This window comes from Helcobacillus massiliensis, assembly GCF_014191425.1.
GTDB classification, from domain to species: Bacteria; Actinomycetota; Actinomycetes; order Actinomycetales; family Dermabacteraceae; genus Helcobacillus; species Helcobacillus massiliensis.
Genome location: NZ_JACHWP010000010.1, coordinates 23,643 through 49,458, shown reverse-complemented (window position 1 = coordinate 49,458; position 25,816 = coordinate 23,643). Strand labels below are relative to the sequence as shown.

Sequence of the window (25,816 nt, the reverse complement as noted above, 5' to 3'; positions counted from 1 at the left end):
TGGGACTTCCCGACCACCGTTCTCGACGTGGTCACGATGGGCACCTACGGCACGCTCGGCTGGGTCCGCCGCCCCGGCAAAGCCGAGCGCGCCCGCGCGATCGCAGCACTGGAACAGACCGGGATCCCCGATCTTGCCTCCCGGCAGATCGGAGAGCTCTCCGGCGGACAGCGCCAGCGCGTGTTCCTCGCCCGCACCCTCGTGCAGGCTCCCGAGCTGTACTTCATGGACGAGCCGTTCCAGGGCATCGACGCGAAGAGCCAGCAGGCCATCGTCACCGTGCTGCACGCGCTCAGGGAGCAGGGCAAGACCGTCGTGATCGTGCACCACGACCTGGCGACCGTGCGCGACTACTGCGACCACGTCACTCTGCTGAACCGCCGCATCGTCGCCTCCGGTCCCGCCGACGAGGCGTTCACCAAGGAGAACATCCGCACCGCCTACGAGGTCACCGCGGACGATGACACCTTCCTCGAGTTCGCGTCATGAGCCTGATCGAGTTCTTCGATAACCACACCTACCGGATGGTGTTCTTCGGCACGATGACGATCGGCCTGGTCGCCGGCGCGCTCGGGAGCTTCGCGTATCTGCGCAAGCAGTCCCTTATCAGCGATGTCAGCTCCCACGCGGCCCTCCCCGGCACCCTGCTGGCCTTCCTCACCGCCGTGGTCGTCCTCGGCGTCGACGGGCGCAACATGATCGGGCTCATCATCGGAGCGGTCGTCGTCGGCACGATCGCGGTGCTGTTCGCCAACGGCGTGACCCGCACCTCGAAGATCCACATCGACACCGCGATGGCTGTGGCGCTGACGATCTTCTTCGGCGCGGGGATGCTGCTCATGCGGATCATCGCCAACGGCGTCTTCCCCGGCAAGGGTGGCATCCAGGACTATCTCTTCGGCAACGCCTCTGTCATCACCATCGCCGATCTGACCACCAGCATCATCGTCGGGTCGCTCGCGCTGGTATTGATGCTGGTGTTCTGGAAGGAGTTCGCGCTGCGCACCTTCGATCCCGACCACTCCACCGTGCTCGGCTTCCGAGCGCGCACTATCGACATGCTCATGTTCACCACGATCGTGATCGCCACTGTGATCGGGGTGAAGGCCGTCGGTCTCGTTCTCATGGTCGCGTTCGTCGTCACCCCGCCCGCCGCCGCCCGCCAGTGGACGCGCACTCTGCCCGGCATGGTGGCCTTGTCGGCCGTGTTCGGCGCGCTGGGCAGCGGCGTCGGCGCCTACCTGTCGATCGTGCTCGGCAAGGTGCCCACCGGGCCGTTGATCGTGCTCACCCTGTTCGCGATCTTCCTGTTCTCGCTGCTGTTCTCGCCGCGGCGCAGCATCATCACCCGGATTGTCACCCGGGCGCGGGCGCGATCCGCTCTGAAACGCGAACTCGTCCTGGAAGGAGCCGCCCGATGAGCTTCGTCGTCGGCACGACCCTCCTCGCCGTCGTCACGGCCCTGGCCTGCGCACTGCCGGGCACTTTCGTGGTGCTGCGGAAGAACTCGATGCTGGTCGACGCGATCAGCCACGCGGTGCTTCCCGGGATCGTCGTCGGTTACTTTTTCACCCACAACCTCGACTCGCCTCTCCTCATCATCGGAGCTGCACTCGCCGGCCTCATCGTCATGCTCGGCAGTGAATGGCTCACCCGCACGGGTCTGCTCACCGGAGACGCCCCACAGGGGCTCATCTTCCCCGCCCTGTTCAGTGCCGGCGTGATCCTCGTCAGTCTGAACTTCGCCAACGTCCACCTCGACACTCACGCCGTGCTCGTCGGAGACCTCAACCTCGCCGCGTGGGAGCAGCTCATTATCGGCGGCACCTCGTGGGGCCCGTCCTATCTGTATGTGATGCTGGGCGTGCTCGCCCTGAACATCGTGTTCCTCGGCGCGTTCTACTCCAAGCTCAAGGTCACCACCTTCGACGCGCAGTTCGCCACCAGCCTCGGCATTCGCACCGGCTTGGTGAACACCGCGTTCATGTTCCTGGTCTCGCTCACCGTCACCGCAGCGTTCAACGCCGCGGGGGCGATCCTCGTCATCGCGCTCATGATCGTCCCGCCTGCCACTGCGTACCTGCTCAGCCGGTCCCTGCCGGTCATGATCGCCCTCACCGCTGTCATCGCCGTCGCGGGTGCTCTCGCGGGGTTCTGGATCGCCTATGTGTTCAATGCCGCCACCAGCGCCGGGATGGCCGTGTTCTACGGGCTCGTCTTCGTGATCGTGCTCGCCGCCACCCGGCTGGCGCAGCGTGCGCGGCAACGGGAGAGGCGACGCCCCCGGGTGGTAGCACCCGCCTGACCGGGGCCGGGGCGGGAGGGAAGCGCATGCGTGAGACGACGGCGACGCAGTACCTCAAGACGATCTGGCGCCTGGAAGAACGCGGACTGGCCCGCGTGGGCGTCACCACACTCACGGAACACCTCCGCAAGTCACCAGCGACCGTCTCCCAAGCCGTCCAATCCCTCACCTCGACAGGTCTGATAACCCACGAGCGCTACGGCCCCATCACCCTCACCCGTCCTGGACGCAGGGTTGCGGTCGTCGCGATCCGTCAGGAGCGCATTGCCCGCGCGTTCCTCCACAAAGTGCTCTCCTGGCCGTGGCCGAACATCGGCGAGGAAGCCGCAACTCTCAGCCCTGCTCTCAACGACGAGCTGGCCGAACGGATGCACCTCACCGCGGGAGCGCCGGGCGCAGACCCGTATGGGCACCCCATCCCGGACGAGCAGGGGAACATCACGAGGATCAATGACCGTCCACTCAGCAGCTTCGCCGCGCCAATGACCGTCCGGGTGACTCGCGTCGATGACCGCGATACCAGCATCCTCGAACGGTTCCATAAGCTCGGACTCATCCCTCACGCAGTGGTGCAGATCAGCGGCCTCGACCAAGCCATCGGCGTCATTACCCTGACCACACCATGTGGTCCGGCGAGCATCGGACTGGGCAGCGCCGAACACACCGCGGCGATTGCCACACCTCCAACGCGCACGCGCTGACGGCTACGAGACCGGCGTCACCCATACCGCGTCGGTAGCCGACCGGCCCAACGGCAACGGTCTCCCGCCCTCCTCGGTCACCACCTCGATGGTGTCCGAATAGGGGGCGGCAGCCCGAGTCTCCAGCACAGTCCCGTACCCGATACCGTGATCCGCGAAGAACTGCAGCAGCTGCGAGTCCTTGTCCGAGATCCGCTCGACACGAACCTGCCGCCCTGCGTCCAGCCCCGTTAACAACACCGCATCGGGCCTGGAGACAGTGCCGTCCGCGCCGGGGATCGGATCGCCATGAGGGTCGCGGTCAGGATGCCCGAGATGTTCATCGATCCGGTCGATCATGAAGTCCGAGACCGCGTGCTCCAGCGTCTCCGCCTCATCGTGCACTTGATCCCATCGGTACCCAAGCACCTCCACCAGGAACGCCTCGATCAGTCGGTGTCGACGCACCATCGCCACCGCGTGCGTCCGCCCTGCCTCGGTCAACGTCACCGCGCCATACGGGGTGTGCTCCAGCAAGCCCTGATCGGTCAGCTTCCTGATCGCATCCGATGCCGTCGACAGCTTCACCCCCGTCCTCGCAGCTACGGTCGACGCTGTTACTGGCTCGTCAGACCACTCCCCAAGGCTCCACACCGCCTTGAGGTAGTTCTGACTACTCGCTGAAAGAACTGAAACCGTCACGCGATGAGAGTACCAAACATCACAATACGATGCGCCGAACTTTAGGTCTGCTTCGGCGAATCATTCACCTCAGGCCTTGGCAGCCGTGACTGGCCCGAGAGCCCGCTATTTCCCCACACGTCTGGCACTAAGAGTGCGGGCCGCGCCCTGCGCGCGCACCTGACCCCCGAGATCGCCCCTCCCGTGACGGTCTCGGGGAGGGGCCGTCGTGGTGATGACGATCCGGGTCATGTCGTCCGGCAAGGGGTACGAGTACCTGTTGAAATCGGTCGTCGTTGGTGACGGCGACCGGGTGATGAGCAGCCCGCTGACCCGGTATTAGACCGAGACCGGGAGCCCGCCCGGAACGTGGGTCGGTACCGGACTGCTGAGTCTCGACGACGGGCTCACCCGCGCGTTGGCGGAGGGCGACACGGTGACCGAGGATCACCTGGCCCGACTGCTGGGCGAGGGCATTCACCCGGTCACCGGCGCGAAGCTCGGCAAGAGGTTCCCCTCGCTGCAGCCGCCGCGCGAGCGGATTGCGGCCCGTGTTGCGCGCCTCGATCCCGGATTGCGGGGCGAAGCGCGGGCAGAGGCGGTGCAGCGCATCCGCGAGGAAGAGGTTGCGAAGAAGCCGCGCACCGCCGTTGCAGGGTTCGACCTCACGTTCTCACCACCCAAGTCGGTCAGCGCGATCTGGGGCGTGGCCGACGCGGGCACGCAAACGCTGATTGCACAGGCGCATCACGCCGCGATGCGCGACACGATCGCATTGCTGGAAGATCGCGTCGCCGTGACACGGGTTGGCCGGGGTGGTATTGCGCAGATGCCGGTCGTGGGAGTGATCGCGACCGCGTTTGACCATTACGACTCGCGGGCAGCGGATCCGCAACTGCATACGCACGTCGTGGTGTCGAACAAGGTGCAGGGCGAGCACGGACGGCAGCCCTCACCCGCGACGATTGCGAAGTTGCGGCAGCAGGCGACCTTGGAGACGCGGCCTGAGAAAGAACTGCACTCGCAGGCAAAGCTGACCGCCGATTGGCGGGAGCGGGCCGAGGTGGTGCTCGGCGAGGATGCCACGACTTGGGCGCAGCATCTACTCGACCGGGGTGCGGCCGAGGCGCGGCTGCGTGCGGACGATCTCGGGCTGGAGCAGATCGAGGATCTTGCCTCCGGGGCCGCCTGGCGGTCCTCATCCCGATCTATGCAGTGTTTGCGCTGGTCATGGTGAGTGTGGGTGTGGCGGCAGGTCGGGCGGTCCGGTTGGATGGGGCGGGCCGACGGGCCCTGGTCTTCTCCGGTGCCACCCGGAACTCGCTGGTGGTGCTGCCGCTCGCACTGGCGCTGCCGCCGGCGTTCGCTCTCGCGCCGGTGGCGGTGCTGACGCAGACCCTGGTGGAGCTGGTCGTCATGGTGGTGATGGTGGCGGTGCTGGAGCGCAGGCCTGTAACCGAGCGGCGGCCGGTGCTCGAGCGCAGTTCTGACAGTGCGCTTGACCCTGACGCGGCGTGAGGCGGAACGGTGGAGCCATGGCACGAGATGACGACACAGATCAGCAGCGGCTCGGCGTGGATCAGCCGGCTCGCGACCGCTCCGTGGGGGAGGTCGCCGACCTCTTCCGGGTGACGGTGCGGACCCTGCATCACTGGGAGGAGATCGGGCTGATCTCTCCGAGCGGCCGCACCTGGTCCGGGTACCGGCAGTTCTCCCCGGAGGACTGCGAACGGATCCAGCAGGTGCTGATCTACCGCGCCACCGGCATGCCGCTGAAGCGGATCGCCGAGGTGATCGCGGAGCCGAGCACTCGCGCCATCGACCACCTGCGCGAACAGCGCCGGCTGCTGGAGAACAGGCTGCAGCAGCTGGAAGGGATGGTCGCCGCACTCGACGCCCTGATGGAGGACGCCATGACCACTGACAAGACCACGAACACCCGCACCGGCGGCGACCCGACCGGCGCCGACGCGGCAGGAGACGCCGCGTCGGCCACCAGACGGGGGGACCGGTCACCGCTGAGTGTTGAGCAGCGCGCCCAGATCCTCGGCGACGCCCAGTTTCCCGTCTACGCAGCTGAAGCGGAGGACCGATGGGGCGGCACGGATGACTGGGCCGTCTCGCAGAAGCGTGCCGACGCCATGACCGCGGATGACTGGACCGCCGCGAAGGCCGGCACCGACCAGCTCGAAGCCGACCTCGCGGACGCGCTCGCGCGCGGCGTGGAGCCGGGCAGCGACGAAGCGAATGCGCAGGCGCACGGGGTGGACCTGTCGGCCGTCCAGTGGGAGTGAACGGACAGAGCTGACCGAACTTCAGCAGAACGGCATACCTGTGGGGCCCGGCGCAGCCCAGTCCGAGCCAGTGCCCGGGCCCCGTCACGCCCCGGGGAGGCGGAGCTGCGCACCGTCAGCGGCGGACGGTCGGCAGCATCGCGGCGCGGGAGTCAGAGGTGCTGACCACGGTCTTCCCGAACGGGAAGCACGTCACCGGGATCAGCTTGATGTTCGCCCACGCCAACGGCAGGCCGATGATGGTGACGGCCTGCGCCAGCGCCGTGGTGACGTGCGCGATCGCGAGCCACAGACCCGCCACCAGGAACCAGACGATGTTGCCGAGCCCGCTCAGGGCCGACGCGTGCCCGGTGTCCACGGCCTCGCGGCCGAACGGCCACAGCACGAAGCCGGCGAGGCGGAACGACGCCACGCCGAACGGGATCGGCACGATCGGCAGGCACGCGAGGACACCGAACACGATGTAGGCGATGAACAGGGGCACGCCAGCGGTGACGAGCCAGATCAGGTTGAGGATGAAGCGAATGAGTCCCATGGACTGAGCCTAGGCAGATCGCATGTGCGACGGGTGGGATCCGTCGGCCTCCCCGGCCTCGCCTGACCCGCGTCACCTCCGTCATGGCGGGTCTGGTCATGCTGGGGCTCGGGGCGACGCTGCTGGAGGAGAAGGGGTTCGAGATCCTGGCATAAGCGCCTGATTCGTCACACATAAGCTGTAGTTATCGCGCGGTGGGGCGGTGGCGCCTACAGTGGGTGCCATGAGCACCAGCACCGATCCCCGCACCGAGAGCGCCCCCGCGCCCGGAGGCCCCCAGAACCCGTCGGGCCGCCCCGGCCCCGTCCGCCGCGCCTTCGACGCCGTCGCCGGCATCCCCTTCGGCTACCAGGTCATCGCCGGCCTCATCCTCGGCGTGATCCTCGGCTTCATCGCCGCCCAGATGGGCCCCGCCGCCCCCGCCACCGGTGACGCCGACCCCGTCCCCAACTGGCTCACCGTCACCCTCGACACCATCGGCACCACCTTCATCACCCTGCTGAAGGCCCTGGTCCCGCCGCTGATCTTCCTCGCCGTCGTCGCCTCCATCGCGAACCTCCGCGAGGTCACCGGCGCCGCCCGCCTCGCCTGGAAGACCCTCCTGTGGTTCGGCATCACCGCCCTCATCTCCGTGGGCGTCGGCATGGCAGTCGGCACGGTAATGAACCTCGGCTCCAACACCGGCCTCAGCGCGGACGCCGCCCAGGCGCCCGACAAGTCCGGCACCTGGCTCGACTTCCTCACCGGGCTCGTCCCCTCCAACTTCATCGGCCTCACCGCCTCCGCATCCGACGACGGCGTGAAGCTCACATTCAACGCCCTGCAGATCCTCGTCATCTCCATCGCCGTCGGCATCGCCACCCTGTCCATCGGTGAGAAGGCCGAACCGTTCCTCGCGTTCGTCCGCGCCGCCCTGGAAGTGGTGCAGAAGGTCCTCTGGTGGGTCATCCGACTCGCCCCCATCGGCACTATCGGCCTCATCGGCTACGCCGTGGTCGACTACGGCTGGTCCACGATCGGCGCGCTCGGCTCCTTCGTGCTCGCCCTCTACATCGGACTCGCCATCGTCGCGGTCGTCGTGTACCCGCTGGTGCTGAAGGCCAACGGCCTCGGCGTCATGGACTTCTACCGCGGCGTGTGGCCCGCCACCCAGCTTGGCTTCGTGTCCCGCAGCTCGCTGGGCACCATGCCCGTCACCAAGGCCGTCACCGAGAAGAACCTCGGTGTCCCCGCCCACTACGCCTCGTTCGCGGTGCCGTTCGGCTCCGTCTCGAAGATGGACGGCTGCGCCGCCGTGTACCCCGCCCTGGCCGCCATCTTCGTGGCGAACTTCTTCCAGGTGCCGCTGGGCGTCACTGACTACCTGCTGATCGCGTTCGTGTCCGTCCTCGGATCGGCCGCCACTGCGGGCATGACCGGTGCCGTGGTGATGCTGACCCTGACCCTGTCCACCCTGGGCCTTCCGCTCGCCGGCGTGGGCCTGCTCATGGCCGTGGACCCGATCGTCGACATGGGCCGCACCGCCCTCAACGTCACGGGGCAGGCGCTCGTGCCGGCCGTGGTGTCCAAGCGCGAAGGCATCCTCGACGAGGCCGCGTACCGGTCGCGGGAGAACACCGCCGTCGCCGGCTGAGGCGCCGCGGCGGCGGGTCCGCGGGGACCCGCGCCGGGCCAGCCTCAGGTCCGCGCCGGGCCGCCGGGTCCGGCCTCCGCGCCGGGCCAGTCTCGGGTCCATGTCGGCCCAGCTGAACAAAAACCGACCGGAAAACGCTGTTGACGACTTCTAGAGCGCCGCAGAGTCGATTTCCGGTCGGTTTTTGCACGGCCGCCGCTGCCCCGCAGCCCCGCTGATCCGCTGCCCCGGCACCCCGGACCCCCGCTGCTCCGCTGCCGTCGGCTGGAGGCGGCCGGGCTGTCCGTGGCGCGCGGCCGCCCCAGCGTCCCGCAGCAGGCCCGGCCGAACGCCGCGCATCAACTGAGACGGTGTTCCACTCAGTGAAACTCGCCCGTATCATTGCCGCATGACCACGCCCGACCCCGCAGCAGATCCCGCAACGGCCGCAGATTTCGTGGCCGCCCGCGCCAAGGAACCCGGCGCAGCCGTCGGCGCCGGCGCCCGCGTTGACGCCCGCCCCGGGGACTCTGCACAGCCCGCCACCGACCGGCTCGTGCGGTGCACCCCTGCTGACGCTCCGGCGCTCGCGGCGCTGCGCCGCGAACGAGAACAGTGGATGCAGGAGCAGGGCATCACCCAGTGGAAGCTCGGTTCCCTCCCGGAGGAGAAGATCCGCGAGCAGATCGCAGACGGCGATTGGTTCGCGCTGCTCATCCCGGACGGTCCGCACGCCGGTGAGATCGGCGCAGCCGCTCGCATTCTCGATGCGGACCCGCTCTATTGGGGCCACACGGATCTGCACGATGACCCCGCCACGTACACGCACGCGCTGATGGTGTCGCCGCGCGCGGCCGGCCGCGGGTTCGCCGCGCGGTTCCTGGAGGCGGGGCGCGCTGATGCCCGCAGTCGCGGCGCCCAGTTCCAGCGCCTCGACTGCCGGGACCAGCTGCTGCGGATCTACGAGCCGCTGGGGTTCGTCCGCGTCGGCGAGAAGGAGTTCCCGGCCGACCAGGTGGGGCTGTCCGGTTTCAGCGGCTACCGCGTCAACCTCATGCAGAGGGAGGCCTGATCACCTGATGGCCCAGTTGGAGGATCTGGGTCCCGTGGAGCAGCTGCGGGCGGGGCGTCTGCCGCTGCGGATCCTCTGGCTGTTCCTCGGTCTGACGGGTTTCGGTGTGGGCGCGGGGATGCTGCTCCTCTCGGCGCTCGGCACGCAGCCGTGGAACGTGATGGAGGCGGCCATCGCGGAAAGAACCGGGCTGACCATCGGCACCGTTGTGGTGATCGTGGCGTTCCTCGTGCTGGCGCTGTGGGTCCCGCTGCGGGAGAAGCCGGGCCTGGGCACGTTCGCGAACGCCCTGTGGATCGGCCCGGTCATGGACGTGACGATCGCGCTGATCCCCGCGCCGGAGGGCCTGCCCGGCAGGGTGGTGATGATGTTCGGCGGGATCCTCGTGGTGGGCGTGTTCGATGCCGTCTACATCGGCGCGCAGCTGGGGCCCGGCCCCCGCGACGGTCTGATGACGGGCCTGCACAGGCGCTTCGGGATGCCCGTCGGCCCGATCCGCCTCGGCATCGAAGTGGCGGTGCTGGCGGTGGGGTGGCTGCTCGGCGGCCCGGTCGGTGTGGGCACGGTGGCGTTCGCGCTGCTGGTGGGCCCGGTGGTGCACTGGGCGCTGCCGCGGGTGACGATCCCGGTGACGCCGCCTCGTCGGCGCGGGACGACGCCGCCACGCCCGCGCGGGACGGGGATTCAGGCGGGCCAGCGGTAGCCGCGGGTGGTGGCGGTGCGCTCCCACCCGAGCGCGTCGTACAGGGCGAGGGCGGCCTCGGAGGTGTCGGCGACGGTCAGGGTCATGTCCTCGCCCGGCAGGTGCGCGGCGAGCGCCCCGATCAGGCGGCGCGCCACGCCCTGCCGACGGTGCGCGGGGTCCACCGCGAGGAAGTCCAGGTAGACGTCGCCGTCGTCCTCCTGCCCGGTGATGAAGCCGATGACCTTCCCGTCACTGCTGCCGGGGCTGCTGTCCGCGACGAGCGTGCGGTACCCCTGGTCGCCGTCCACCAGCTGCCGCGCCGTCGCGTACGTTCCCGGGAACGCCGCCTCGTGCAGTGCGCGGACCGCGTCGAGGTCGCCCGGCCGGACGGGGCGGACGGATCCGTCGGCCTGTGCCGCTGCCTCCCGGCTGATCCTCATCACGCAGTGCGCCGTCCCGCCGCGCCAGCCCTGGTCGGCGGCGAGGTCGGCGAGGCGCGTGTTGGAGAGGTCGGCGTAGATCTCGTGGCGGCCGACGGGTGCCTGCTCAACGGCGGCGCGCAGCAGGTCCACGGCGTCGCGGTCCCAGGTGTCGGGGGTGCACCAGGGTCCGTGGATCCAGCTCATGCCCACCTCATCGTCCCATTCGAGGAGGACCGCGCCGGTGATGGAGCCGTCCGAGTCGAGGCAGACGCGCAGGGTGTCCATCCAGTCCTGGTCCAGGTCCTCCAGTTCGGTCTCCAGACCCTCCTCGAGGGTGCCGACGTATGCGGTCGCCGTGGCGGGGTCCGTCTGCATCGAGGCGATGAAGCGGAGGGCGGCGGCACGGTCGGAGCAGGCGGCGGGGGCGCTCGCGGGTGTGGGCTCAGTCATGGCCGTGAGTGTACGACCACTTCTCCACAGAGCCCAGCGATTTCCTCCCGGCCGACGGGTTCTGCAGAAGGCTGGGCGCATGACGAAGAGAACCGCACCCAGCACCCGCCATCCGGCGTTCGACACCGCCTGCCCGCCCGGGCTCGACACCCTCGCCCACTACCTCATGCTCGCCATCGCGACCGGCACCCCGCCGGGGACCGTGGCCGGCCTGCTCGATTCGATGTCCCGCCTCGGCGGCATCGCCGACTTCTTCCCCGACCAGGCCCCCATCGACCTGGAGGAGGCGCTCGCGCTCCTGGGGGAGATCATCGGCGCGCACAATGCCTGCACCCGCACCCACTCCCCGCACACGCGCATCTTCCGCCGCGCTCAACAGGACTTCCTGGCCGACGGGGTCGTCCTTCACCTCAGCACCTCGCTGGACGATCCGCCGGAGGATGTGAAGGCGATGTACCTGGAGCGCATGGCGGACCGGTACGAGCCGTTCGGTGTGCACCTGCGCGCGTTCGTCAGCTCCACCGCGGCGGGGTCCTTGGAGATGCTGCGCACGGGCACACTGCGGCTGCAGGTGCGGATGATGGAGGATGCGCACCTCGAGGCGGACGGGGCCGAGCAGGGCGCGGCGCGGGACGAGCTCGCCGACGATGTCGCCGACTACTTCCGCTGCCACGGTTGGAGCGTTGCCCGCGAGGAGGAGGCGGTGATCCGCATTGAGGGCCTCACCTGGCGTGTTGTCGCCGACGCTGCACCGTGCGGTCCGCTCGAGGCGCACTCCTGTTATGACTGCCCGGACTGCTGACAGTGCGCTGTTGACGACGCGCTGCTGATGGCGCGGGGTCGGCAGTGCGGTGTTCGGTCAGGGCGTCTGTTCGCCGTGGCCCGACGGGTTTGAGCCGTTGTCCCCGCCCAGTCCCTGCAGGATGCTCGTCTCCTCCGCTGCCGCGCCCGAAGGGTCCACGCCGAATGCCCGCAGCGTGAAGTCCCCGGTCCGGTCGCGGTCCATCACGCAGATGGATGCATTCGGCAGCGGGTCGAGGATCGGGCCGGCGGCGAGGGCCAGCAGCACCTTCAGGGTGAGGCCGTGCGCCACCAGCATGACGGTGCGCCCCTCGGCCGGTCCCTCCGCGCCCTCTGCTGCGGCGGTTTCGCGCGCGACGATGTCGTTGAACGCCGACCGCACCCGTGCCACGAAGTCCGCGCCGCTCTCACCGCCGGGCAGGGCCTCGGCGGTGCCGGTGAACACGGAGCGGAAGAACCCGGCGAGGTCCGGGACATGGCGCTTGAACTCCTCTGAGGGCCTGCCGTCGAAGTCGCCGAAGCTCAGTTCCCGCAGCCCGTCCACAGGTTCCACGGTGAGGGCGTCGTGGTGATCGGCGATGATCTCGCCGGTGCGCATCGCGCGCGGCAGCGAACTGGCGTATGCGGCGGCGATCGGGGCGGCGGCGAGGAATTCGGCGGTGGTGCGGACGTTCGCTTCACCGTTCTCGGTGAGCGGGGCGTCGGTCCAGCCCTGCATGATGCCGGCGCTGTTGAACTCGGTGCGGCCGTGGCGGATCAGCAGGAACCGGGTCGTGCCTGCGGGCGGCGGCGCCGTGGCGAGGGCTGAGGCGTCGGCGGCGGCGGAGGCGTCGCATGCGGTGGGGGAGGTGTGCGGGGAGGTCATGCCTCCACCGTATCGGGGCGTCCGGGGCCCGGGGCCGGGGCGCGCTTGGGTGATGGTGCGGGCCGCGCCTGGGGGATGGTGCGGGCCGCGCGGCCGCGCAGGTGTGCCGGCGGCGCCTCTGGGCAACGGCGCCCGCGGCACGGGCGGTGACCGTATTCTGGGCGCATGGGCACCACGATCTATCTGACCGGTGAGGCGAAGTCACCGACCAACAACCCCATCACGTCGAAGTGGGGGCTTTTCTTCGTGGGCCTCATCGTGAATAATGAGACCCACGTCATAGTCAGGGCGGACTGCAGCGCCACCCTCGGGCTCACCGTGGACTTCATCCGCGAACTCCTCGAAGGCCGCTCCCTCCTCGACGATGACGCACTGGTCGACACGATCACCACGAGGTACCACGGGTCCTCGCAGCGCGCACTGGCCGCAGCCGTCCGCAACGCCGCCGCGAAGTACCGCGACCTCCTGGACCGCGACACCAGCACACCCTGACCCCATAACCGCACCGTCAGCCCGGAACCTCGCCGAACCGGAACCCGTCGGAAGCACTGCCCCGGCGCCGCCCCAGCGGCCGCCGACCGTCCAGCCGCCACCGCGCGGCCAGGCCGGACCGTGCGCACCGAGCGAGCGTTCCCCGCGGCAGGCTTCCGGCTCTCCAGGTCCTCGACGCCCGGGCAGGCATCCGCACAAGGAGCCCCGCCATGATCGAGAACGGCCTGCTGATGCTCAGCGTCATCCTCGGCCTGTCCTGCATCCTCATCGTCCTGGAGAAGACCACCGGCTGGAAGCTGTTCAAGTTCGTGCCCGGCATGGTCATGATGTACCTGATCTGCGCCGCGCTGAACTCCGTCGGCGTCTTCTCCGACGCTGAGGAGACCCGCCAGGTCGCCGCCGATGTCAAAACCGTCATCCTCCCCGCGATGATCTTCCTGTTCCTCTTCGGCTGCGACTTCCGCCGGATCATCAAACTCGGCCCGAAGCTGCTGCTCACGTACTTCGTGGCCGCGGCGTCCCTCGCCATCGGCGTCGTCGTGGTGTTCCTGGCGTTCAAGGCACTGCTCCACCCCGAATCGTGGAAGGTGTTCGGCGCCCTCCTCGCCTCCTGGACCGGCGGCAGCGCCAACATGGTCGCCGTGCAGGACGTCCTGCAGGCACCCGAAACGATCTTCGGCTACGCCCTCATCACCGACACCATCGTGTACTCCTTCTGGCTGATGGCGATGTTCTCCTCCGTCGCCGTCTCCGACCGCTTCAACCGCTTCACCAAGGCGGACACCTCCGTCATGGACACCGCCCTGGACCTCGGTGACACGGACGAGAAGCCCATCACCGCCGCATCCCTGGCCCTCACCGTGTTCGGGTCGCTGACCGTCGCGATCCTCGCCATCGAACTCGGCGACCTGCTGCCCGAAGTGGGCGATGTCCTCAACGGCACCGCCTGGACGATCATCATCGTGTCCATCCTCGGCGTGATCGTGGCGCACACCCCGCTCGGCAGGATCGGCGGCTCCACCGAGATCGCCACCCTCATGCTGTTCATCGTGATCGGCCAGATCGCCACCGGCTCCGACTTCTCCGCCATCACCCAGGCACCGCTGTACCTCGTGGCCGGCTTCCTCGTGCTGCTGGTGCACGTGATCATCATGGTCATCTACGCGAAGCTGACCCGGACTGAACTGTTCTCCCTGGCGGTGGCGTCGACGGCGAACATCGGCGGCATCGCGTCCGCCCCCGTGGTGGCGAGCGCGTTCAGCCGGCAGATGGTGCCCGTCGGCGTCCTCTACGCCCTCATCGGGTCGCTGCTGGGCACGTTCATGGGCCTGGCGGTCGCGCAGCTGCTCAGCCAGCTGGTCTGACCGGTGGAGGGCACCGTGCAGATGACTGCCGTGCAGATGACTGCTGTGACGCAGCCGCTGACCGTGCGGAGCGTGCGGGTCCACCGCCGCCGCGCCCCGCTGCTGCGGCCGTTCGTGACGGCGAAGCGCCGCACCGACGCGGTCGAGTACGTGGTGGTGGACGTCGAAGTGGAGGCGGCCGACGGGACCCGGGCGGCCGGCCAGGGCTCCGCGGCTGAGACCCGCGCCGTCACCGGCGAGGACGCCGACACGATGACCGCTGCTCTCCAGGGCCCGCTGGCGGCCGCGCTGGAGGGAGCCGATGGGACCGTCACCGACCTGGACCGACGCATCGCCGCCGCGGTCGACGGCGCCACCAGCGCGAAGTCCGCGCTGAGCGTGGCACTGCACGACGCATGGGCCCGCACCCTCGACCTCCCGCTCGTGCAGGCGCTCGCCGCGCTGCGGGGGTGGCCGGTGGATCCGGACTGGTCGATCGAGGCGGACATGACGGTGTCGCTGGAGGATCCGCGCACGATGGCGGGCCACGCCGAAGACGCGGCAGCCGACGGGTACCGCATCCTCAAGGTGAAGCTCGGATCCAGTGAACAGGAGGACCGGCAGCGGCTCGAAGCAGTGGTGCACCGAGTCCCCGGGGTGCGGCTGCGGCTGGACGCGAACCAGGGGTGGCAGCCCCAGGAGGCCATCCGGATCCTGAAGGGCCTGGAGGACTCGGGCCTGCCGGTGGACCTCGTGGAGCAGCCCTGCCCCGCCGCCGACATCACCGGGATGGCCGAAGTCCGTGAGGCGGTGGGCATCCCGATCATGGCGGACGAGTCCCTGTGGGACGCGGACGACGCCCGCGCACTCATCGATGCGGGTGCCGCCGACCTGTTCAACATCAAACTGGCCAAGACCGGCACCATCACCGGCGCCCTCGCCATCGCCGATGCGGCGCTGGAGGCGGGGATCGCCTGCATGGTGGGCGCGATGATGGAACCGCGGATCTCCATCACCGCCGCCGCCCATGTTGCGGCCGCGCACCCCGCTGTCACCATGATCGACCTCGACTCCCCGGACTGGTTCGCTGAGCGTGACCCCGTCGGCGGGTACGAGGTGGCCGACGGCACCCTCCGCCTCCTCGGCGGGGCGGGCCTCGGCCTGGAACGGCTCGACGAGAAGGAGACGAATCAATGAGCTGGAACGGCACCATCACCCGACGTCAGAGCATCGCCGCCGCGGGCACCGCTGCCGGTGCCGCAGCACTCGGCGGCACCGCGGCCGCCGTCGAACCCGTCGGCCGCCCCGCCGTCGCGGAGCCCGTCGGCCGCCCCGCCGCCGCGGAGCCCGTCGGCCGCCCCGCCGCCGCGGAGCCCGTCGGCCGCCCGTCCGCTGGGGAGGTCCGCGCCGGCGACCGCGCCTTCATCGCCGTGTCCGCCGCGACCGTGTGGGTGGAGCCCGGCCTGGAGCGCCCGCAGGACGCGCCGGCGCTGGCGAACCCCGTGGACATGGACGAGTGGAACGCGTCGATGGAGGACACGGAGGCCCGGCGGTGGCTCGTCGGCAAGCTGGAGACCGCGGCCGTGCTCGGCTCCGAAGTGATCGTCGATGAGGTCGCGGGGGAGTGGGCGCGGATCGTGGTGACGCACCAGGGCACGCCGCGCGATGCCCGCGGCTACCCCGGCTGGGTGCCGGTGCGCCAGCTGGTGGTGGATGAGCCCTTTGCCCGCGCCGCCGCCACCCGCCCCGTCGCCGTGGTGACCGCGTTCCGCACCGTTCTGCGGCCCACTCCCGCACCCGGTGGCGCGCCCGGTCGCGGTGGCGGCCTGGACGCGTCCTTCAACACGGAGCTGCCGGTGCTGGGGCGCGTCCGCGACCTGGTGAAGGTGCAGGTCCCGGGTGCGAAGCCGATGTACGTGCCCGCCTCCGACGTGGTGGTGCGCGGCCAGGGAGAGAAGCCGCCTGTGCCCACCGCGGAGGACATCATCGCGACTGGCGCGATGATGCTGGGGCTGCGCTACCTGTGGGGCGGTGTCAGCGCCTACGGGTACGACTGCTCCGGGTTCACGTTCTCGATCTTCCGCCACCACGGCATTGCGATGCACCGCGACGCCGGGCCGCAGCTCACCGACTCCGGGTTCGAGCCGGTGGACCGTGCGGACCTCGAGCCGGGCGACCTGCTGTTCTGGTCCACCAAGCCCGGGTCGGACTCGATCCGGCACGTCGCGATGTACATCGGCAACGACCAGATGATGCAGGCGCCGAACTCCGAGCGCTCCGTAGAGGTCACGGACTTCCCGCGTGACGGCATGGAGGACGACTGGGCGGGTGCGGTCCGCGTCCAGGCGCTCCGGCGGTGATGCGCTGATGTGCTGACGCCCCGGCGCGCCGACGCGCTGAGGCCTTGGGACCAGCGGCGTCCCGTGCCCCGAGGGGGAGGCGCGGGGCGCCGCTCATCTTCGCCCGGCTGCCGGCGGGCTGTTTCGGACGTCCGACGGAAGAGCCTGCTCTTACGGCGACCTCGATGTTGGTCCACAGGGACACGGCCTGTCATTCATCCACAATCTTCTCTAGGTCCCCTAGGGTGGCAAAACAATCCCCTATTGTCTTAGGGTATGGGTAGGCCGATTCCGTACCGTGAAGTCAAGAGAGAACTGGTCAGCCGCGGGTGGTTGCGAGCGCGCGTCAGAGGCTCACATGAGCAATGGGTGCCGCCGGAAGGCGGGAAGCCGTTGACAATCCCTCGACACCGCGAGATCTCTGCTGGTGTGATGCGCGTGATTGTCCGCCGGCTCGGCGGGTCGGTTCCGAGGAACTGGAGGTAGTGGTTGTGGCACAGAAAGTGATCCCGGCAGTTGTCCATCGGGAACCCACATGGTGGGTGATTGAACTTCCGTCATTGGACATCGCCACGCAGGCCCGGACGCTGCGGGAGGTTCGTGCGATGGCGACTGAAGCGGCCGCTCTTCAGCTTGATGTGGAGGACAGCGAGATCTGCATCGAGCTGGAGATCATCCTCCCCACCGACGTGGCCGAGCTCTGGCAGCGGGCACAGGGACTGGAGCGGGAGTCCCGTCGGATCTCCGCGGAAGCGGCCCAACTGTCGCGCCGAGTCGTTCGGGAACTGCGTGAATCAGGTATCAGTCAGCGTGACTCTGCCGAAGCACTGGGCCTGTCTCCGCAGCGAATCGCACAGTTGGAGAAGCGGACCGCGTGATTCGCCTCGGCGCGCCATGACCAACTGGGAGGGGAAAGCGGGGGTCAGAACGTGCCGGGCACGGACTGCTTCGCGGCGGCGCGGATCGCCTCGTCGGCCTCATCCTCGCTGGCGAAGCCCTGCGTCATCACCGCGATGACGACACCGGCATCGAGCCCGGCCGCGGGGCGGATCCACGCCGCGTCATGCCGGAACCCCGGCACCCAGCCCGACTTCGACCCGCACCGGAACCCGTCGGTCACCCCCACTGAGATGATGCGGATCTGCTGCGCGTCCAGCGCCTGCACCGCCAGCTCCCGCGAGGCGGGGGAGAGGGCCGCGGCGGTGCCGACGGGTGCCTCACTCACCAGGGCCCGCAGCATCACCGTGAGGTCCCGCGGGGTCGTCTCGTTCGTCAGGCCCGCTGCCAGCGCCGAGGCATCACCGATCTGTCGCTCCAGGCGCGTTCCCGTCAGAGCGAGCGCCTCGATCTCGCGGGCGACCGCGCCGTTCGGCAGCAGCCCCATCAGGTGATTCGTCGCCTCGTTCGAGGACCGGTCGATCATGCGCAGCGCCAGGTCACGCACCATGACCGGTGCGCCCTCGGCGGGATGCGTCGGGTCGAGATGGTCGCCGTCGAGGGTGAACGGTTCGCCGTCATGCCCAGTGAAGGTGCGGGTCGCAGGAACCACCGCGTCCAGATCCAGAGCGCCCGCATCCGAGGCGCGCAGAGTCGCCAGGAGGACCAGCAGTTTGATGGTGGACGCCGCATAGAACGGCCGGTCGGCACGGTCCTCGGTGATCACGGACCCGTCGGCGCGCACCGCACACACCGCGACGGCGCGCTCCGTGGGCGCAGCGGCAGTGGGCAGGGGCGACGCGGCAGGCTCCGGGGTGCTCATGCCCGTGACACTAGCAAGCCGCGCACCCGTCGGCTGGCGCCGAGACCTGGAAGAATCGGGGCATGCGCATCGTCATCGCCCCCGACTCGTTCAAGGAATCCGTCACCGCTGAGCGGGCCGCCGCCGCGATCGCCCACGGCGTCCGCACCGTGGTGCCCGGCGCCGACTGCCGCGAAGTCCCCATGTCCGACGGCGGCGAAGGCTTCACCGACGCGATCGCCGCCGGCCTCGGCGCCGACCTCATCGACGTCCCCACGACCGACCCCCTCGGCCGCCCCGTCACCGCCCGCATCGCCGTCGCGCCCGCCCGCCCCAGCGTGGGCGGGACCAGTGCCGACGGGACCTCCGCGACCGCGGTCCTCGACATCGCCAGCGCCGCCGGCCTCGACCTCCTCACCGCGGGCGAGCGCAATCCCCGCCGTGCCACCACCCGCGGGCTCGGCGCCCTGCTGCGCGAAGCCGCCCGACGGGTGCAGCCCGGCGGGCGGATCATCATCGGACTCGGCGGCTCCGCCACGAACGACGCCGGCATGGGCATGCTCGTTGACCTGGGCCTTCGCCTGCTCGACGACTCCGGCACCGACGTGGACCCCGTGCCTGAGGACCTCGGCCGGGTGGCGCGGGTGGACGCGACCGGGCTCGACCCAGTGCTGCGCAGAGTCAGCATTCACGCGGCGTGCGATGTCGCCAATCCTCTGCTCGGCGCGAACGGCGCCAGCGCGATCTTCGGACCGCAGAAGGGCGCGGACGACCAGGCCGTGCGGGAGCTCGACGCGGCGCTCGCGGCCGTGGTCCGCGCTGCGGCCGGGGTCGAGCTGCCCGGCAGCGAAGGCCGCACCATCGACCCCGCCTCCGCGAACGAACCGGGAGCCGGCGCCGCCGGCGGACTCGGCTGGGCCCTGCGCGCCGTGCTCGGCGCCGAGATGACGCCCGGGATCGAGCTGGTCGCGGACACCGTCGGCCTCGATGAGCAGGTGGCCGGCGCCGACCTCGTCATCACCGGTGAAGGCAGCGTGGACGCGCAGACCCTCGAAGGGAAGACCCCCGCGGGCGTCGCCGCGGCCGCGCAGCGCCACGGCGTGCCGTGCGTGGTCCTCGCGGGCCGCGTCCACGCCGACGCCGATGTGCTCCACGACCACGGCGTCACCGCGCTCGTGCCGATCGTCCAGGGCGTCACCGATCTTGAGGCCGCGCTCGCGGACGGCGAGGCCAACCTGGAGCGCGCCGCCGCGATGGTGATGCGGCTCGTGACCGCGCGCTGAGTCCCCCCGGGGGGTCAGGCGCTGGGCGAGGCCCCGTCGCCGCGAGTGCCGCGCGTACCGCCGCCGAGGAGGCGGAACACCACAGAGTCGTCGAGCCGGCCCATGCCCTCGTCATGCCCGCGCTGGTAGAGAGCCTGCGCCGCGCCCGCGAGCGGGGCCTCCTGGCCCACGAGACCAGCGGCCTCATTCACCAGCCCCATGTCCTTCACGAAGATGTCGAGCGCACTGCGGACATCATCGAACGCGCCGGCGACCATGCGGGAGCCGCGGTCACCGAACATGAACGACTGGGCGGCACCGGCGCCGAGCACCTCATGCACCTGCGCAATATCCAGTCCCATCGAATCAGCGAGCGCGAGCGCCTCACCGGCGGCGGCGATGTGCACACCGCACAGCAGCTGGTTGACCACCTTGAAGCGCTGCCCGTCGCCGACCTTCGAACCCACCACGGGCGCGTTCGACGCCATGGCGTCCAACAGGGGCCGTGCAGCGGCGACGTCCCCGTCGGCCCCCGACACCATGACCAGCAGGTCACCCAGGCCCGCGCGGGCCACGCCGCCGGAGACGGGCGCATCCACGAACCGTGCGGTGTGGGGAGCGAGCTTCGCAGCGGCCTCCTCGATCGCGGCGGGGCCGACGGTCGCCATCACCATCACCACCGTGTCCCGGGTGAGAACGTCGGCGATGCCGGTTTCGCCGAACAGCACGCTCATCAGCTGCGGCCCGGTGGCGACCATGATGACCACGGCGTCGGCGCCGGCAGCGGCGTCGCGGGCCGACGGGGCCGCGGCGACATCCGGGGCGACGGCCTCCAGGGATGCCGGGTTCATGTCGAACGCGGTGACGCGGTGGCCTGCCTGGGCGGTGACGCGGGCCATCGGTCCGCCCATGGCGCCGAGGCCGATCCAACCGACGTTCAGTGCGTCACCACCAGTGGGAGCGGTAACGGGCGCAGCATCGGAAGCGGGCACCGTGGCATCAGCAGTCTGATCGGTGGGGTGGGAGGGCGAGGTAGTGAAATCGGAAGACATGACGGTCCTTTCGGTCATGCGGCGGCAGCGACGGCTGCGCGGAGACGGTCGATGACGTCGGCGAGGGCCTCCCGGCCGCCGACATTGCCGGGGAACACCACATAGGGGACGCCGAGCACGTCCTCGGGTGCGTCCTCAGCGGTGAAGAGGCTGATCTGGCCGGGGAAGAACTGACCGGCCACGGTGGCCCGACGGATGCCGAGTCCGGATGCCGCCACCTCATGGGAGGTGATGCCGCCCTTGGCGACGACCCACGCGGGGCGGGCCGGCCGTACGCCCTGCACAACGGCGACCACGGCGTCGGAGACGCTCCGCGCGATCGCGAGGGACTCCTCCTTCGAATCGGTGGAGACCAGGGTGCGGCTGGTGTAGACCACGCAGTCGGAGCCGTCCAGCCCGGAGCGGATCGCGGCGATCGTCTCCTCCAGGTGCTGGTCGCGGCGCTCAGGATCCAGCAGCGCTTCCACGTCGAGTTCGAACTCGGTGAGGGCGCCGCGTTGCTGCACCACTTCCAGCTGCTGAGTCGTCAGCCCCACATGGGACCCGACCACGACCAGGCCGTGCTCACCTCGACCGGACGCCACCGGCAGATCGGCTTCGCCGAGCACCACAGCACTCGACTGGCCGGCCAGGGGTCGCACGAACGACGGGCCGCAGCGAGTGACGAACACGCGCCCGTCGGCCTGCAGGCGCCGAACGGCCTCCGCCACCACGTCCATGTCGCTGTACTCGGTCGCGTTGACCACCACCCAGGTGCGCGAGCGCGCCCCCGTGAGGACCGCTGCGACCCGGTCGACCCCGCCCTCGCGGATGTCGTCCAATGAGATCGAGAGGACGTCCCCAGCTGCGACCGCGCCACCGGAGCGCTCCTGCAGGAACGCCCGCAGATCCGAGTTCGAATACCCGAACGTGGCGTCACGGGCGAAGTCCGTGTCCTCCACGCGGCGCGCCTCGCCATCGACCACGGCGAAGTGGACATCGCCCTCGGTGAACCGGCCCGCCTCGATCATCGCGGGGCAGAACAGGAACGCGTCCACCTCGATGCCCTTCTCGGCAAGGGCATCGGCGATCGCCTCCGGCTCCGCGATCACGTGCCCCCGCAGCGTCGAATCCGAACGGGAGATGACATGCAGGCCCGCCGGATCCTCCAGGCGGTCCAGCACACCGCCCACGATGCGGCGGTTCAGCGCGACGGCGTCCCCTTCATCGAGGGCACGGGAATTGGTGAGCACGAAGCACGCGCCGGACCCGTCGGCCAGCAGATCTGCGGGGATCGCCGGATCGAGGTCGAACGCGGCCGAGACACCGGCCACGCACTGCGACCCCGTCGGGTCATCATCCAACACGAGCAGGCGGGGCTGAACAGGCAGCGATGCAGACAATGCAGTCTCCTTACGCAGGGGTGGGGTCAGCCGACGACGGCCAGCAGCGCCCAGAGGACCAGGGCGACAGCGAAGCCGGCGAGCGACATCAGGGTCACAGTGACGGTGTAGGACTTCAGAGCGGTGGAGGTCTCGACGCCGAAGTAGCGGCTCCACACCCAGAACAGGGAGTCGTTCACGTGGCTGAACGCCATCGAACCGATGCCGATTGTGACGGTGACCAGGGCGATCTGCGGGGCCGAGAGCCCCATGCTGGCGGTCATCGGCAGGATCAGCGGCGCCGTGGTCAGGGTGGCGACGGTGGCGGAGCCCTGCGCGGCACGGATCATCGCGGCGAGCAGCCACGCCAGCACGAGGATCGGCAGGCCGGTGGAGGTGAGCAGGTCGGCGACGGCGTCGGCCACACCGGTCGCGGTGAGGACCGCGCCGAAGGTGCCGCCGGCGCCGGTGATGAGGATGACGGCGGCGGTGGCGGGCAGGGCCGCGGCGAGGACCTCTTCGAGGCGCGACACGGACCAGCCGCGGGCGAAGCCGAGGGTGACGGATGCGAAGAGGACGCCGATCAGCAGGGCGATCGGGGAGTTGCCGATGAAGGCGAGGAAGTCCGCGATTGGGTCGCCCTCGTCCATGAACAGAGCGGACACGGTGCCGGTCATGATGAGCGCGAGCGGCAGCAGGATGGCCGCGAGGACCATGCCGACCGACGGGTCAGCGGCACGGGCGGATGCGCCGTCGGTGCCGTCGGTGTCATCGGCAGCGGCGCCGGACAGCTCGGCGTGCAGCTCAGGAACCGGGGAGAACACGCGCTTGGCGATCACGGAGGAGAGCCACTGGCCGACCAGCCACATGACGATCGAGGGGATCAGACCGATGACCAGGACGAGGCCGACGTCGGCCTTCATGACCTCGGCGCCGCCGACGATGCCGGGGTGCGGCGGCAGAACGACGTGGACCGTCAGGAGTGCGGCAACCGTCGGCAGGGCGTAGGCCAGCATGTTCACGCGGCCGCTCATGCGGCGGGCGACGGCCAGCACGATCGGGACGAGCACGATGGTGGCGACATCCACGAACACGGGGATGCCGAACAGGAAGGATGCGGCACCGAGGGCGAGTGGTGCGCGCTTCTCGCCGACTGCTCGTTCGAGGGCAGCTGCGAGGACGCGGGCGCCGCCGGAGATGTCGACGATCGCGCCGAGCATGGCGCCGAGGGTGACGATCAGGGCCACGCCCCCGAGGGTGCCTCCCATGCCGTCCTTGAGGAGGGGCACGACCTCGCGAAGGGGGATGCCCGCCACCAGCGCCAGGGCGACCGAGACCAGGAGAAGCGCCAGGAAGGGATGGGTGCGGGCCTTGATGATCAGGACCAGGATGGCGAGCACGGACGCGAGTCCGAGCAGCACGAGCACTGTGGGTGACATAGAAATCCTCGTTGATTCCATAGGGATCGCGGTGCTGGCGATCGGGATGTGTGCGGGGGAGAAGACCCCCGCGCCTATCAGATATCTGACAACTTAGGGCGCGGAGGGTAGTCTGTCAACGTCCCGGTTGATCCAGCAGAGCAGCCAGAAAGTGGAGACGTCGATGAAGACCGCCGACCGCGCGCTGCGCGGCATCCTCCAACGCATCGCCGACGGCACCTACCCGATCAAAGCCGAACTGCCCCCGGAGAGCGACATCGCCGCCGAGCTCGGCATGTCCCGCCTCTCGGTCCGTGAAGCCATGAGGGAGCTCATCGCCGACGGAGTCATCGCCGCCAAACAGGGACGCCGCCACCGCATCGCCCCCACCATTCACTGGTCGGTCCGCTCACGCGAACTCGCGACCACGGTCGCCGCGCTCGAGGGCGGCTCGCAGCGGCTGGTCGATGAACTGCTGGAAGCCAGGCAGGTCCTCGAAGTGGAGATCTGCCGCCTCGCCGCCACTCGCATCACCGATGAACAGCTCGAGCAGATGCAGCAGCAGGTGGACATCATGGAGTCGACCCGCGACTCACTCGATGAAGCCGACATCGCCGCCAACGTGGCCGCTGATCTGGTCTTCCACCAGGTGATCGTGGACGCGGCCAGGAACCGCTTCCTCGCCACCGGCATGCGCCCACTGGCCGACATGCTCTTCGCAGTGCGCGAGCAGACCTCCCGGAGCGCGGAGGTCCGCACCGACGCTCTGCACCACCATCGACAGATCCTCGCGGCGCTCACCGACCGCGACCCCGGCGCAGCGGCGGACGCCATGGCCGCCCACATGGACCAGACGATGGAGGCGAGCCACGGGCTCAGTCTCAGTTGACGCGCGATCCCGTCGGCCCCGGCTCTCGCTGTCCCTCGTTCCGGCCCCGCGCCGCCAGCTCACCCCCCCTTGTACGCGACTATTCGAAGGAGACTCATGCACGTTCTCATCACCGGCGGAGCCGGATTCCTCGGCACGATGCTCACCCAGGAGCTGCTCGACCAGACCGATGCCGGGCGGCTGGACGTGGGCGGCCGCGGCGGCATCACCGCCATCACCAGCCTCGACATGGCGCCGAGCCGAGTGGATGATGCGCGGGTGCGCTCCGTCGTCGGCGACCTCAACGACCCGGGCGACCTCGCTGACGCCCTCACCGGCGGGGCCGACGTCATCGTCCACCTCGCGGCGGTCCTCTCCGGCGGTTCCGAGCAGGACTTCGACCTCGCGGACCGCGTCAACATCGACGGCACTCGTGCTCTCCTCGACGCCGCTCGCCGTCAGAGCGCCGAGACCGGTGCCGCTGCGCGGTTCGTGTTCACCAGTTCCCTCGCCGTGTTCGGCGGAGACGTGCCCGGCACAGTGCCGGAGCACTGGGCCGCCCAGCCCGAATCCACCTACGGCGCGCACAAGGCGATCGGCGAACTGCTGGTCAACGAGTACGGGCGCAAGGGGTTCGTGGATGCGCGGATCTGCCGCCTCCCCACCATCTCTGTGCGCCCCGGCCGCCCGAACTCGGCCGCGTCCTCGTTCGCCAGCGGCATCATCCGCGAACCGCTGAACGGCGAAGTCGCGCCCCTGCCGGTCCCGCAGGACACGCGCCTGTGGCTGTCCTCCCCGCGTGTTGTGGTGCGCAACCTCGTGCGGGCCATCGCCATCGACGGGGCCGTTCTCGATGAATCCGCGAAGGGGCCATGGCGCGTGATGAACCTGCCGGGCATCACCGTCACGGTCGCCGAGATGCTCACCGCGCTCGAAGCGGTCGCCGGTCCAGAGGCCCGCGCCCTTGTGCGCGACGAACCGGATGCGGCGGTCGCCGCGATCGTCACCAGCTGGCCCGGGGCGTTCGATGTGGAGCGCCTGCGCGGGCTCGGCTTCGAGGCCGACGGGTCCGTCGAGGACATGGTGCGGCAGTACCGCGACGACTTCTGCGCCTGAGAGCGCCGGCGCTTCGACTCCGTGTCCGCGCGCTGAGCCGCGCCTCGCCCGCCGTCACCCGTCGGCGAGGAGGTCCTGGTACTCGGGGTGCCGGTCGATCCACCCGGCCACGAACGGGCAGGCGGGGTTGACGCGGTGTCCGTCGGCGCGGATCGCGTCGAGCGCGGCGCGGACGAGAGCGGATCCCACGCCCTGCCCCTCGAATTCGGGGTCCACCTCGGTATGGGGGATGGTGACGATGCCGCCGGGGGAGAGGCGGTAGTCGGCGAACCCGGCGAGGCGGTCGTCGAGGTGCGCTTCGAAGCGTGAGCGCTGCTGGTTGTCGGTGACGATCGGGGCGGCCATGGGTCCTCCTGGAGGTCGCTGGGCAGGTCCCACTTTAAATGTCGCACCCCTCTTCTAGGCTGGATGCATCACGCCCAGCC

28 protein-coding genes and 1 pseudogene are annotated in these 25,816 nt (G+C 69.8%); 20 read left to right on the top strand and 9 right to left on the bottom strand.

Going from position 1 to position 25,816, the window contains the following annotated elements; genetic code table 11:
* The 4 genes from FHX50_RS10105 to FHX50_RS10090 form a co-directional block, all read left to right on the top strand.
* The coding region (locus FHX50_RS10105; protein WP_183377081.1) for a metal ABC transporter ATP-binding protein at positions 1 to 489 on the top strand (489 nt) is incomplete at its 5' end.
* Complete coding sequence (locus tag FHX50_RS10100; RefSeq protein WP_183377080.1) at positions 486 to 1,421, top strand: metal ABC transporter permease; 936 nt, start codon at positions 486 to 488, stop codon at positions 1,419 to 1,421. The genes FHX50_RS10105 and FHX50_RS10100, both read left to right, overlap by 4 nt.
* A complete protein-coding gene (locus tag FHX50_RS10095; RefSeq protein ID WP_183377079.1) occupies positions 1,418 to 2,305 on the top strand; it encodes a metal ABC transporter permease in 888 nt (295 codons plus the stop codon). The genes FHX50_RS10100 and FHX50_RS10095 overlap by 4 nt, the downstream gene beginning before the upstream one ends.
* Before the next feature lie 26 nt (positions 2,306 to 2,331).
* Positions 2,332 to 3,006, top strand: coding sequence for a metal-dependent transcriptional regulator (locus tag FHX50_RS10090; protein ID WP_183377078.1), 675 nt, complete (start codon positions 2,332 to 2,334; stop codon positions 3,004 to 3,006).
* A 3-nt stretch (positions 3,007 to 3,009) separates the two neighbouring features.
* Here the strand turns inward: FHX50_RS10090 and FHX50_RS10085 are convergent, their stop codons facing one another.
* Positions 3,010 to 3,687 carry a metal-dependent transcriptional regulator gene (locus FHX50_RS10085; RefSeq protein WP_183377077.1) on the bottom strand — a complete coding sequence of 226 codons (678 nt, stop codon included), beginning with the start codon at positions 3,685 to 3,687 and terminating at the stop codon, positions 3,010 to 3,012.
* A 337-nt stretch (positions 3,688 to 4,024) separates the two neighbouring features.
* Between FHX50_RS10085 and mobF the strand changes: the two are divergent.
* The 3 genes and pseudogenes from mobF to FHX50_RS10070 all read left to right on the top strand — a co-directional run.
* Positions 4,025 to 4,903: pseudogene (mobF, locus tag FHX50_RS10080) on the top strand (MobF family relaxase); the annotation flags it as partial.
* The gene (locus FHX50_RS10075; RefSeq protein ID WP_183377076.1) at positions 4,882 to 5,184 is read left to right on the top strand and encodes a hypothetical protein; all 303 of its coding nucleotides are present in this window, start codon (positions 4,882 to 4,884) and stop codon (positions 5,182 to 5,184) included. The pseudogene mobF and the gene FHX50_RS10075, both read left to right, overlap by 22 nt.
* 17 nt (positions 5,185 to 5,201) lie before the next feature.
* Positions 5,202 to 5,960, top strand: a complete 759-nt coding sequence (locus FHX50_RS10070; protein WP_183377075.1) for a MerR family transcriptional regulator — start codon at positions 5,202 to 5,204, stop codon at positions 5,958 to 5,960.
* A gap of 115 nt (positions 5,961 to 6,075) precedes the next feature.
* Here the strand turns inward: FHX50_RS10070 and FHX50_RS10065 are convergent, their stop codons facing one another.
* Complete coding sequence (locus FHX50_RS10065) at positions 6,076 to 6,495, bottom strand: YccF domain-containing protein (protein WP_183377074.1); 420 nt, start codon at positions 6,493 to 6,495, stop codon at positions 6,076 to 6,078.
* 223 nt (positions 6,496 to 6,718) lie between these two features.
* Here FHX50_RS10065 and FHX50_RS10060 point away from each other — a divergent pair, with 223 nt between their 5' ends.
* The 3 genes from FHX50_RS10060 (at position 6,719) to yczE (ending at position 9,882) form a co-directional block, all read left to right on the top strand.
* Complete coding sequence (locus tag FHX50_RS10060; protein WP_183377073.1) at positions 6,719 to 8,128, top strand: dicarboxylate/amino acid:cation symporter; 1,410 nt, start codon at positions 6,719 to 6,721, stop codon at positions 8,126 to 8,128.
* A gap of 388 nt (positions 8,129 to 8,516) precedes the next feature.
* Positions 8,517 to 9,179: a GNAT family N-acetyltransferase gene (locus FHX50_RS10055; protein WP_183377072.1), complete on the top strand. Its 663-nt coding sequence runs from the start codon at positions 8,517 to 8,519 to the stop codon at positions 9,177 to 9,179.
* Between the two features lie 7 nt (positions 9,180 to 9,186).
* Entirely contained in the window at positions 9,187 to 9,882 is a 696-nt protein-coding gene (gene yczE / locus FHX50_RS10050; protein ID WP_183377071.1) for a membrane protein YczE, read from the top strand.
* Here the strand turns inward: yczE and FHX50_RS10045 are convergent.
* Complete coding sequence (locus FHX50_RS10045) at positions 9,864 to 10,736, bottom strand: GNAT family N-acetyltransferase (RefSeq protein WP_183377070.1); 873 nt, start codon at positions 10,734 to 10,736, stop codon at positions 9,864 to 9,866. The genes yczE and FHX50_RS10045 overlap by 19 nt on opposite strands.
* Positions 10,737 to 10,815: 79 nt before the next feature.
* Between FHX50_RS10045 and FHX50_RS10040 the strand changes: the two genes are divergently transcribed.
* Entirely contained in the window at positions 10,816 to 11,538 is a 723-nt protein-coding gene (locus tag FHX50_RS10040) for a hypothetical protein (RefSeq protein WP_183377069.1), read from the top strand.
* A gap of 57 nt (positions 11,539 to 11,595) precedes the next feature.
* Here FHX50_RS10040 and FHX50_RS10035 read toward each other — a convergent pair whose 3' ends face one another.
* Positions 11,596 to 12,402, bottom strand: a complete 807-nt coding sequence (locus FHX50_RS10035) for a histidine phosphatase family protein (RefSeq protein WP_183377068.1) — start codon at positions 12,400 to 12,402, stop codon at positions 11,596 to 11,598.
* Between the two features lie 165 nt (positions 12,403 to 12,567).
* Between FHX50_RS10035 and FHX50_RS10030 the strand changes: the two genes are divergently transcribed.
* From FHX50_RS10030 to FHX50_RS10005, 6 genes are all read left to right on the top strand, one after another.
* A complete protein-coding gene (locus FHX50_RS10030) occupies positions 12,568 to 12,894 on the top strand; it encodes a DUF3870 domain-containing protein (RefSeq protein WP_183377067.1) in 327 nt (108 codons plus the stop codon).
* A gap of 209 nt (positions 12,895 to 13,103) precedes the next feature.
* A complete protein-coding gene (locus FHX50_RS10025; RefSeq protein WP_183377066.1) occupies positions 13,104 to 14,258 on the top strand; it encodes a DUF819 family protein in 1,155 nt (384 codons plus the stop codon).
* A gap of 21 nt (positions 14,259 to 14,279) precedes the next feature.
* On the top strand, positions 14,280 to 15,434 hold the full coding sequence (locus tag FHX50_RS10020; protein WP_183377086.1) for a dipeptide epimerase: 1,155 nt from the start codon (positions 14,280 to 14,282) through the stop codon (positions 15,432 to 15,434).
* The gene (locus FHX50_RS10015) at positions 15,431 to 16,597 is read left to right on the top strand and encodes a C40 family peptidase (RefSeq protein ID WP_183377065.1); all 1,167 of its coding nucleotides are present in this window, start codon (positions 15,431 to 15,433) and stop codon (positions 16,595 to 16,597) included. The genes FHX50_RS10020 and FHX50_RS10015 overlap by 4 nt, the downstream gene beginning before the upstream one ends.
* Positions 16,598 to 16,852: 255 nt before the next feature.
* Positions 16,853 to 17,062 carry a type II toxin-antitoxin system HicA family toxin gene (locus tag FHX50_RS12460; RefSeq protein WP_183377064.1) on the top strand — a complete coding sequence of 70 codons (210 nt, stop codon included), beginning with the start codon at positions 16,853 to 16,855 and terminating at the stop codon, positions 17,060 to 17,062.
* Positions 17,063 to 17,067: 5 nt separating this feature from the next.
* A complete protein-coding gene (locus tag FHX50_RS10005; RefSeq protein ID WP_183377063.1) occupies positions 17,068 to 17,454 on the top strand; it encodes a hypothetical protein in 387 nt (128 codons plus the stop codon).
* A gap of 44 nt (positions 17,455 to 17,498) precedes the next feature.
* On the opposite strand, the gene FHX50_RS10000 is transcribed toward FHX50_RS10005, so the two are convergent.
* Positions 17,499 to 18,335, bottom strand: a complete 837-nt coding sequence (locus tag FHX50_RS10000) for a serine hydrolase (protein ID WP_183377062.1) — start codon at positions 18,333 to 18,335, stop codon at positions 17,499 to 17,501.
* A 62-nt stretch (positions 18,336 to 18,397) separates the two neighbouring features.
* Between FHX50_RS10000 and FHX50_RS09995 the strand changes: the two genes are divergently transcribed.
* On the top strand, positions 18,398 to 19,597 hold the full coding sequence (locus FHX50_RS09995; RefSeq protein ID WP_183377061.1) for a glycerate kinase: 1,200 nt from the start codon (positions 18,398 to 18,400) through the stop codon (positions 19,595 to 19,597).
* Positions 19,598 to 19,611: 14 nt separating this feature from the next.
* Here FHX50_RS09995 and FHX50_RS09990 read toward each other — a convergent pair whose 3' ends face one another.
* From FHX50_RS09990 to FHX50_RS09980, 3 genes are read right to left on the bottom strand one after another with little or no spacing between them, the layout of a single operon-like run.
* A complete protein-coding gene (locus tag FHX50_RS09990; protein WP_183377060.1) occupies positions 19,612 to 20,628 on the bottom strand; it encodes an NAD(P)-dependent oxidoreductase in 1,017 nt (338 codons plus the stop codon).
* A 14-nt stretch (positions 20,629 to 20,642) separates the two neighbouring features.
* Positions 20,643 to 22,010: a four-carbon acid sugar kinase family protein gene (locus tag FHX50_RS09985; RefSeq protein ID WP_246371010.1), complete on the bottom strand. Its 1,368-nt coding sequence runs from the start codon at positions 22,008 to 22,010 to the stop codon at positions 20,643 to 20,645.
* Between the two features lie 26 nt (positions 22,011 to 22,036).
* Entirely contained in the window at positions 22,037 to 23,428 is a 1,392-nt protein-coding gene (locus FHX50_RS09980; RefSeq protein WP_183377059.1) for a GntT/GntP/DsdX family permease, read from the bottom strand.
* A 163-nt stretch (positions 23,429 to 23,591) separates the two neighbouring features.
* Between FHX50_RS09980 and FHX50_RS09975 the strand changes: the two genes are divergently transcribed.
* Together FHX50_RS09975 and denD are read left to right on the top strand one after the other, a co-directional pair.
* Positions 23,592 to 24,296 (top strand): FadR/GntR family transcriptional regulator, encoded by a 705-nt coding sequence (locus FHX50_RS09975; protein ID WP_183377058.1) that lies wholly within the window; start codon positions 23,592 to 23,594, stop codon positions 24,294 to 24,296.
* 96 nt (positions 24,297 to 24,392) lie between these two features.
* On the top strand, positions 24,393 to 25,391 hold the full coding sequence (gene denD / locus FHX50_RS09970) for a D-erythronate dehydrogenase (protein WP_183377057.1): 999 nt from the start codon (positions 24,393 to 24,395) through the stop codon (positions 25,389 to 25,391).
* 54 nt (positions 25,392 to 25,445) lie between these two features.
* Here denD and FHX50_RS09965 read toward each other — a convergent pair whose 3' ends face one another.
* A complete protein-coding gene (locus tag FHX50_RS09965) occupies positions 25,446 to 25,736 on the bottom strand; it encodes a GNAT family N-acetyltransferase (protein ID WP_183377056.1) in 291 nt (96 codons plus the stop codon).
* Positions 25,737 to 25,816: the final 80 nt, after the last annotated feature.

What these genes read in the sequence shown, in the direction of transcription:
- FHX50_RS10015 (WP_183377065.1), top strand. Translation starts at nt 15,431, where the DNA reads ATGAGCTGGAACGGCACCATCACCCGACGTCAGAGCATCGCCGCCGCG.
- FHX50_RS10065 (WP_183377074.1), bottom strand. Translation starts at nt 6,495, where the DNA reads ATGGGACTCATTCGCTTCATCCTCAACCTGATCTGGCTCGTCACCGCT.
- FHX50_RS10055 (WP_183377072.1), top strand. Translation starts at nt 8,517, where the DNA reads ATGACCACGCCCGACCCCGCAGCAGATCCCGCAACGGCCGCAGATTTC.
- FHX50_RS09990 (WP_183377060.1), bottom strand. Translation starts at nt 20,628, where the DNA reads ATGTCTTCCGATTTCACTACCTCGCCCTCCCACCCCACCGATCAGACT.
- FHX50_RS10035 (WP_183377068.1), bottom strand. Translation starts at nt 12,402, where the DNA reads ATGACCTCCCCGCACACCTCCCCCACCGCATGCGACGCCTCCGCCGCC.
- FHX50_RS10045 (WP_183377070.1), bottom strand. Translation starts at nt 10,736, where the DNA reads ATGACTGAGCCCACACCCGCGAGCGCCCCCGCCGCCTGCTCCGACCGT.
- FHX50_RS10070 (WP_183377075.1), top strand. Translation starts at nt 5,202, where the DNA reads ATGGCACGAGATGACGACACAGATCAGCAGCGGCTCGGCGTGGATCAG.
- FHX50_RS10060 (WP_183377073.1), top strand. Translation starts at nt 6,719, where the DNA reads ATGAGCACCAGCACCGATCCCCGCACCGAGAGCGCCCCCGCGCCCGGA.
- FHX50_RS09965 (WP_183377056.1), bottom strand. Translation starts at nt 25,736, where the DNA reads ATGGCCGCCCCGATCGTCACCGACAACCAGCAGCGCTCACGCTTCGAA.
- FHX50_RS10025 (WP_183377066.1), top strand. Translation starts at nt 13,104, where the DNA reads ATGATCGAGAACGGCCTGCTGATGCTCAGCGTCATCCTCGGCCTGTCC.
- FHX50_RS10040 (WP_183377069.1), top strand. Translation starts at nt 10,816, where the DNA reads ATGACGAAGAGAACCGCACCCAGCACCCGCCATCCGGCGTTCGACACC.
- denD (WP_183377057.1), top strand. Translation starts at nt 24,393, where the DNA reads ATGCACGTTCTCATCACCGGCGGAGCCGGATTCCTCGGCACGATGCTC.
- FHX50_RS10000 (WP_183377062.1), bottom strand. Translation starts at nt 18,335, where the DNA reads ATGAGCACCCCGGAGCCTGCCGCGTCGCCCCTGCCCACTGCCGCTGCG.
- FHX50_RS10020 (WP_183377086.1), top strand. Translation starts at nt 14,280, where the DNA reads ATGACTGCCGTGCAGATGACTGCTGTGACGCAGCCGCTGACCGTGCGG.
- FHX50_RS12460 (WP_183377064.1), top strand. Translation starts at nt 16,853, where the DNA reads ATGGGTAGGCCGATTCCGTACCGTGAAGTCAAGAGAGAACTGGTCAGC.
- FHX50_RS10100 (WP_183377080.1), top strand. Translation starts at nt 486, where the DNA reads ATGAGCCTGATCGAGTTCTTCGATAACCACACCTACCGGATGGTGTTC.
- FHX50_RS10030 (WP_183377067.1), top strand. Translation starts at nt 12,568, where the DNA reads ATGGGCACCACGATCTATCTGACCGGTGAGGCGAAGTCACCGACCAAC.
- FHX50_RS10095 (WP_183377079.1), top strand. Translation starts at nt 1,418, where the DNA reads ATGAGCTTCGTCGTCGGCACGACCCTCCTCGCCGTCGTCACGGCCCTG.
- FHX50_RS10090 (WP_183377078.1), top strand. Translation starts at nt 2,332, where the DNA reads ATGCGTGAGACGACGGCGACGCAGTACCTCAAGACGATCTGGCGCCTG.
- FHX50_RS09975 (WP_183377058.1), top strand. Translation starts at nt 23,592, where the DNA reads ATGAAGACCGCCGACCGCGCGCTGCGCGGCATCCTCCAACGCATCGCC.
- FHX50_RS09980 (WP_183377059.1), bottom strand. Translation starts at nt 23,428, where the DNA reads ATGTCACCCACAGTGCTCGTGCTGCTCGGACTCGCGTCCGTGCTCGCC.
- yczE (WP_183377071.1), top strand. Translation starts at nt 9,187, where the DNA reads ATGGCCCAGTTGGAGGATCTGGGTCCCGTGGAGCAGCTGCGGGCGGGG.
- FHX50_RS09995 (WP_183377061.1), top strand. Translation starts at nt 18,398, where the DNA reads ATGCGCATCGTCATCGCCCCCGACTCGTTCAAGGAATCCGTCACCGCT.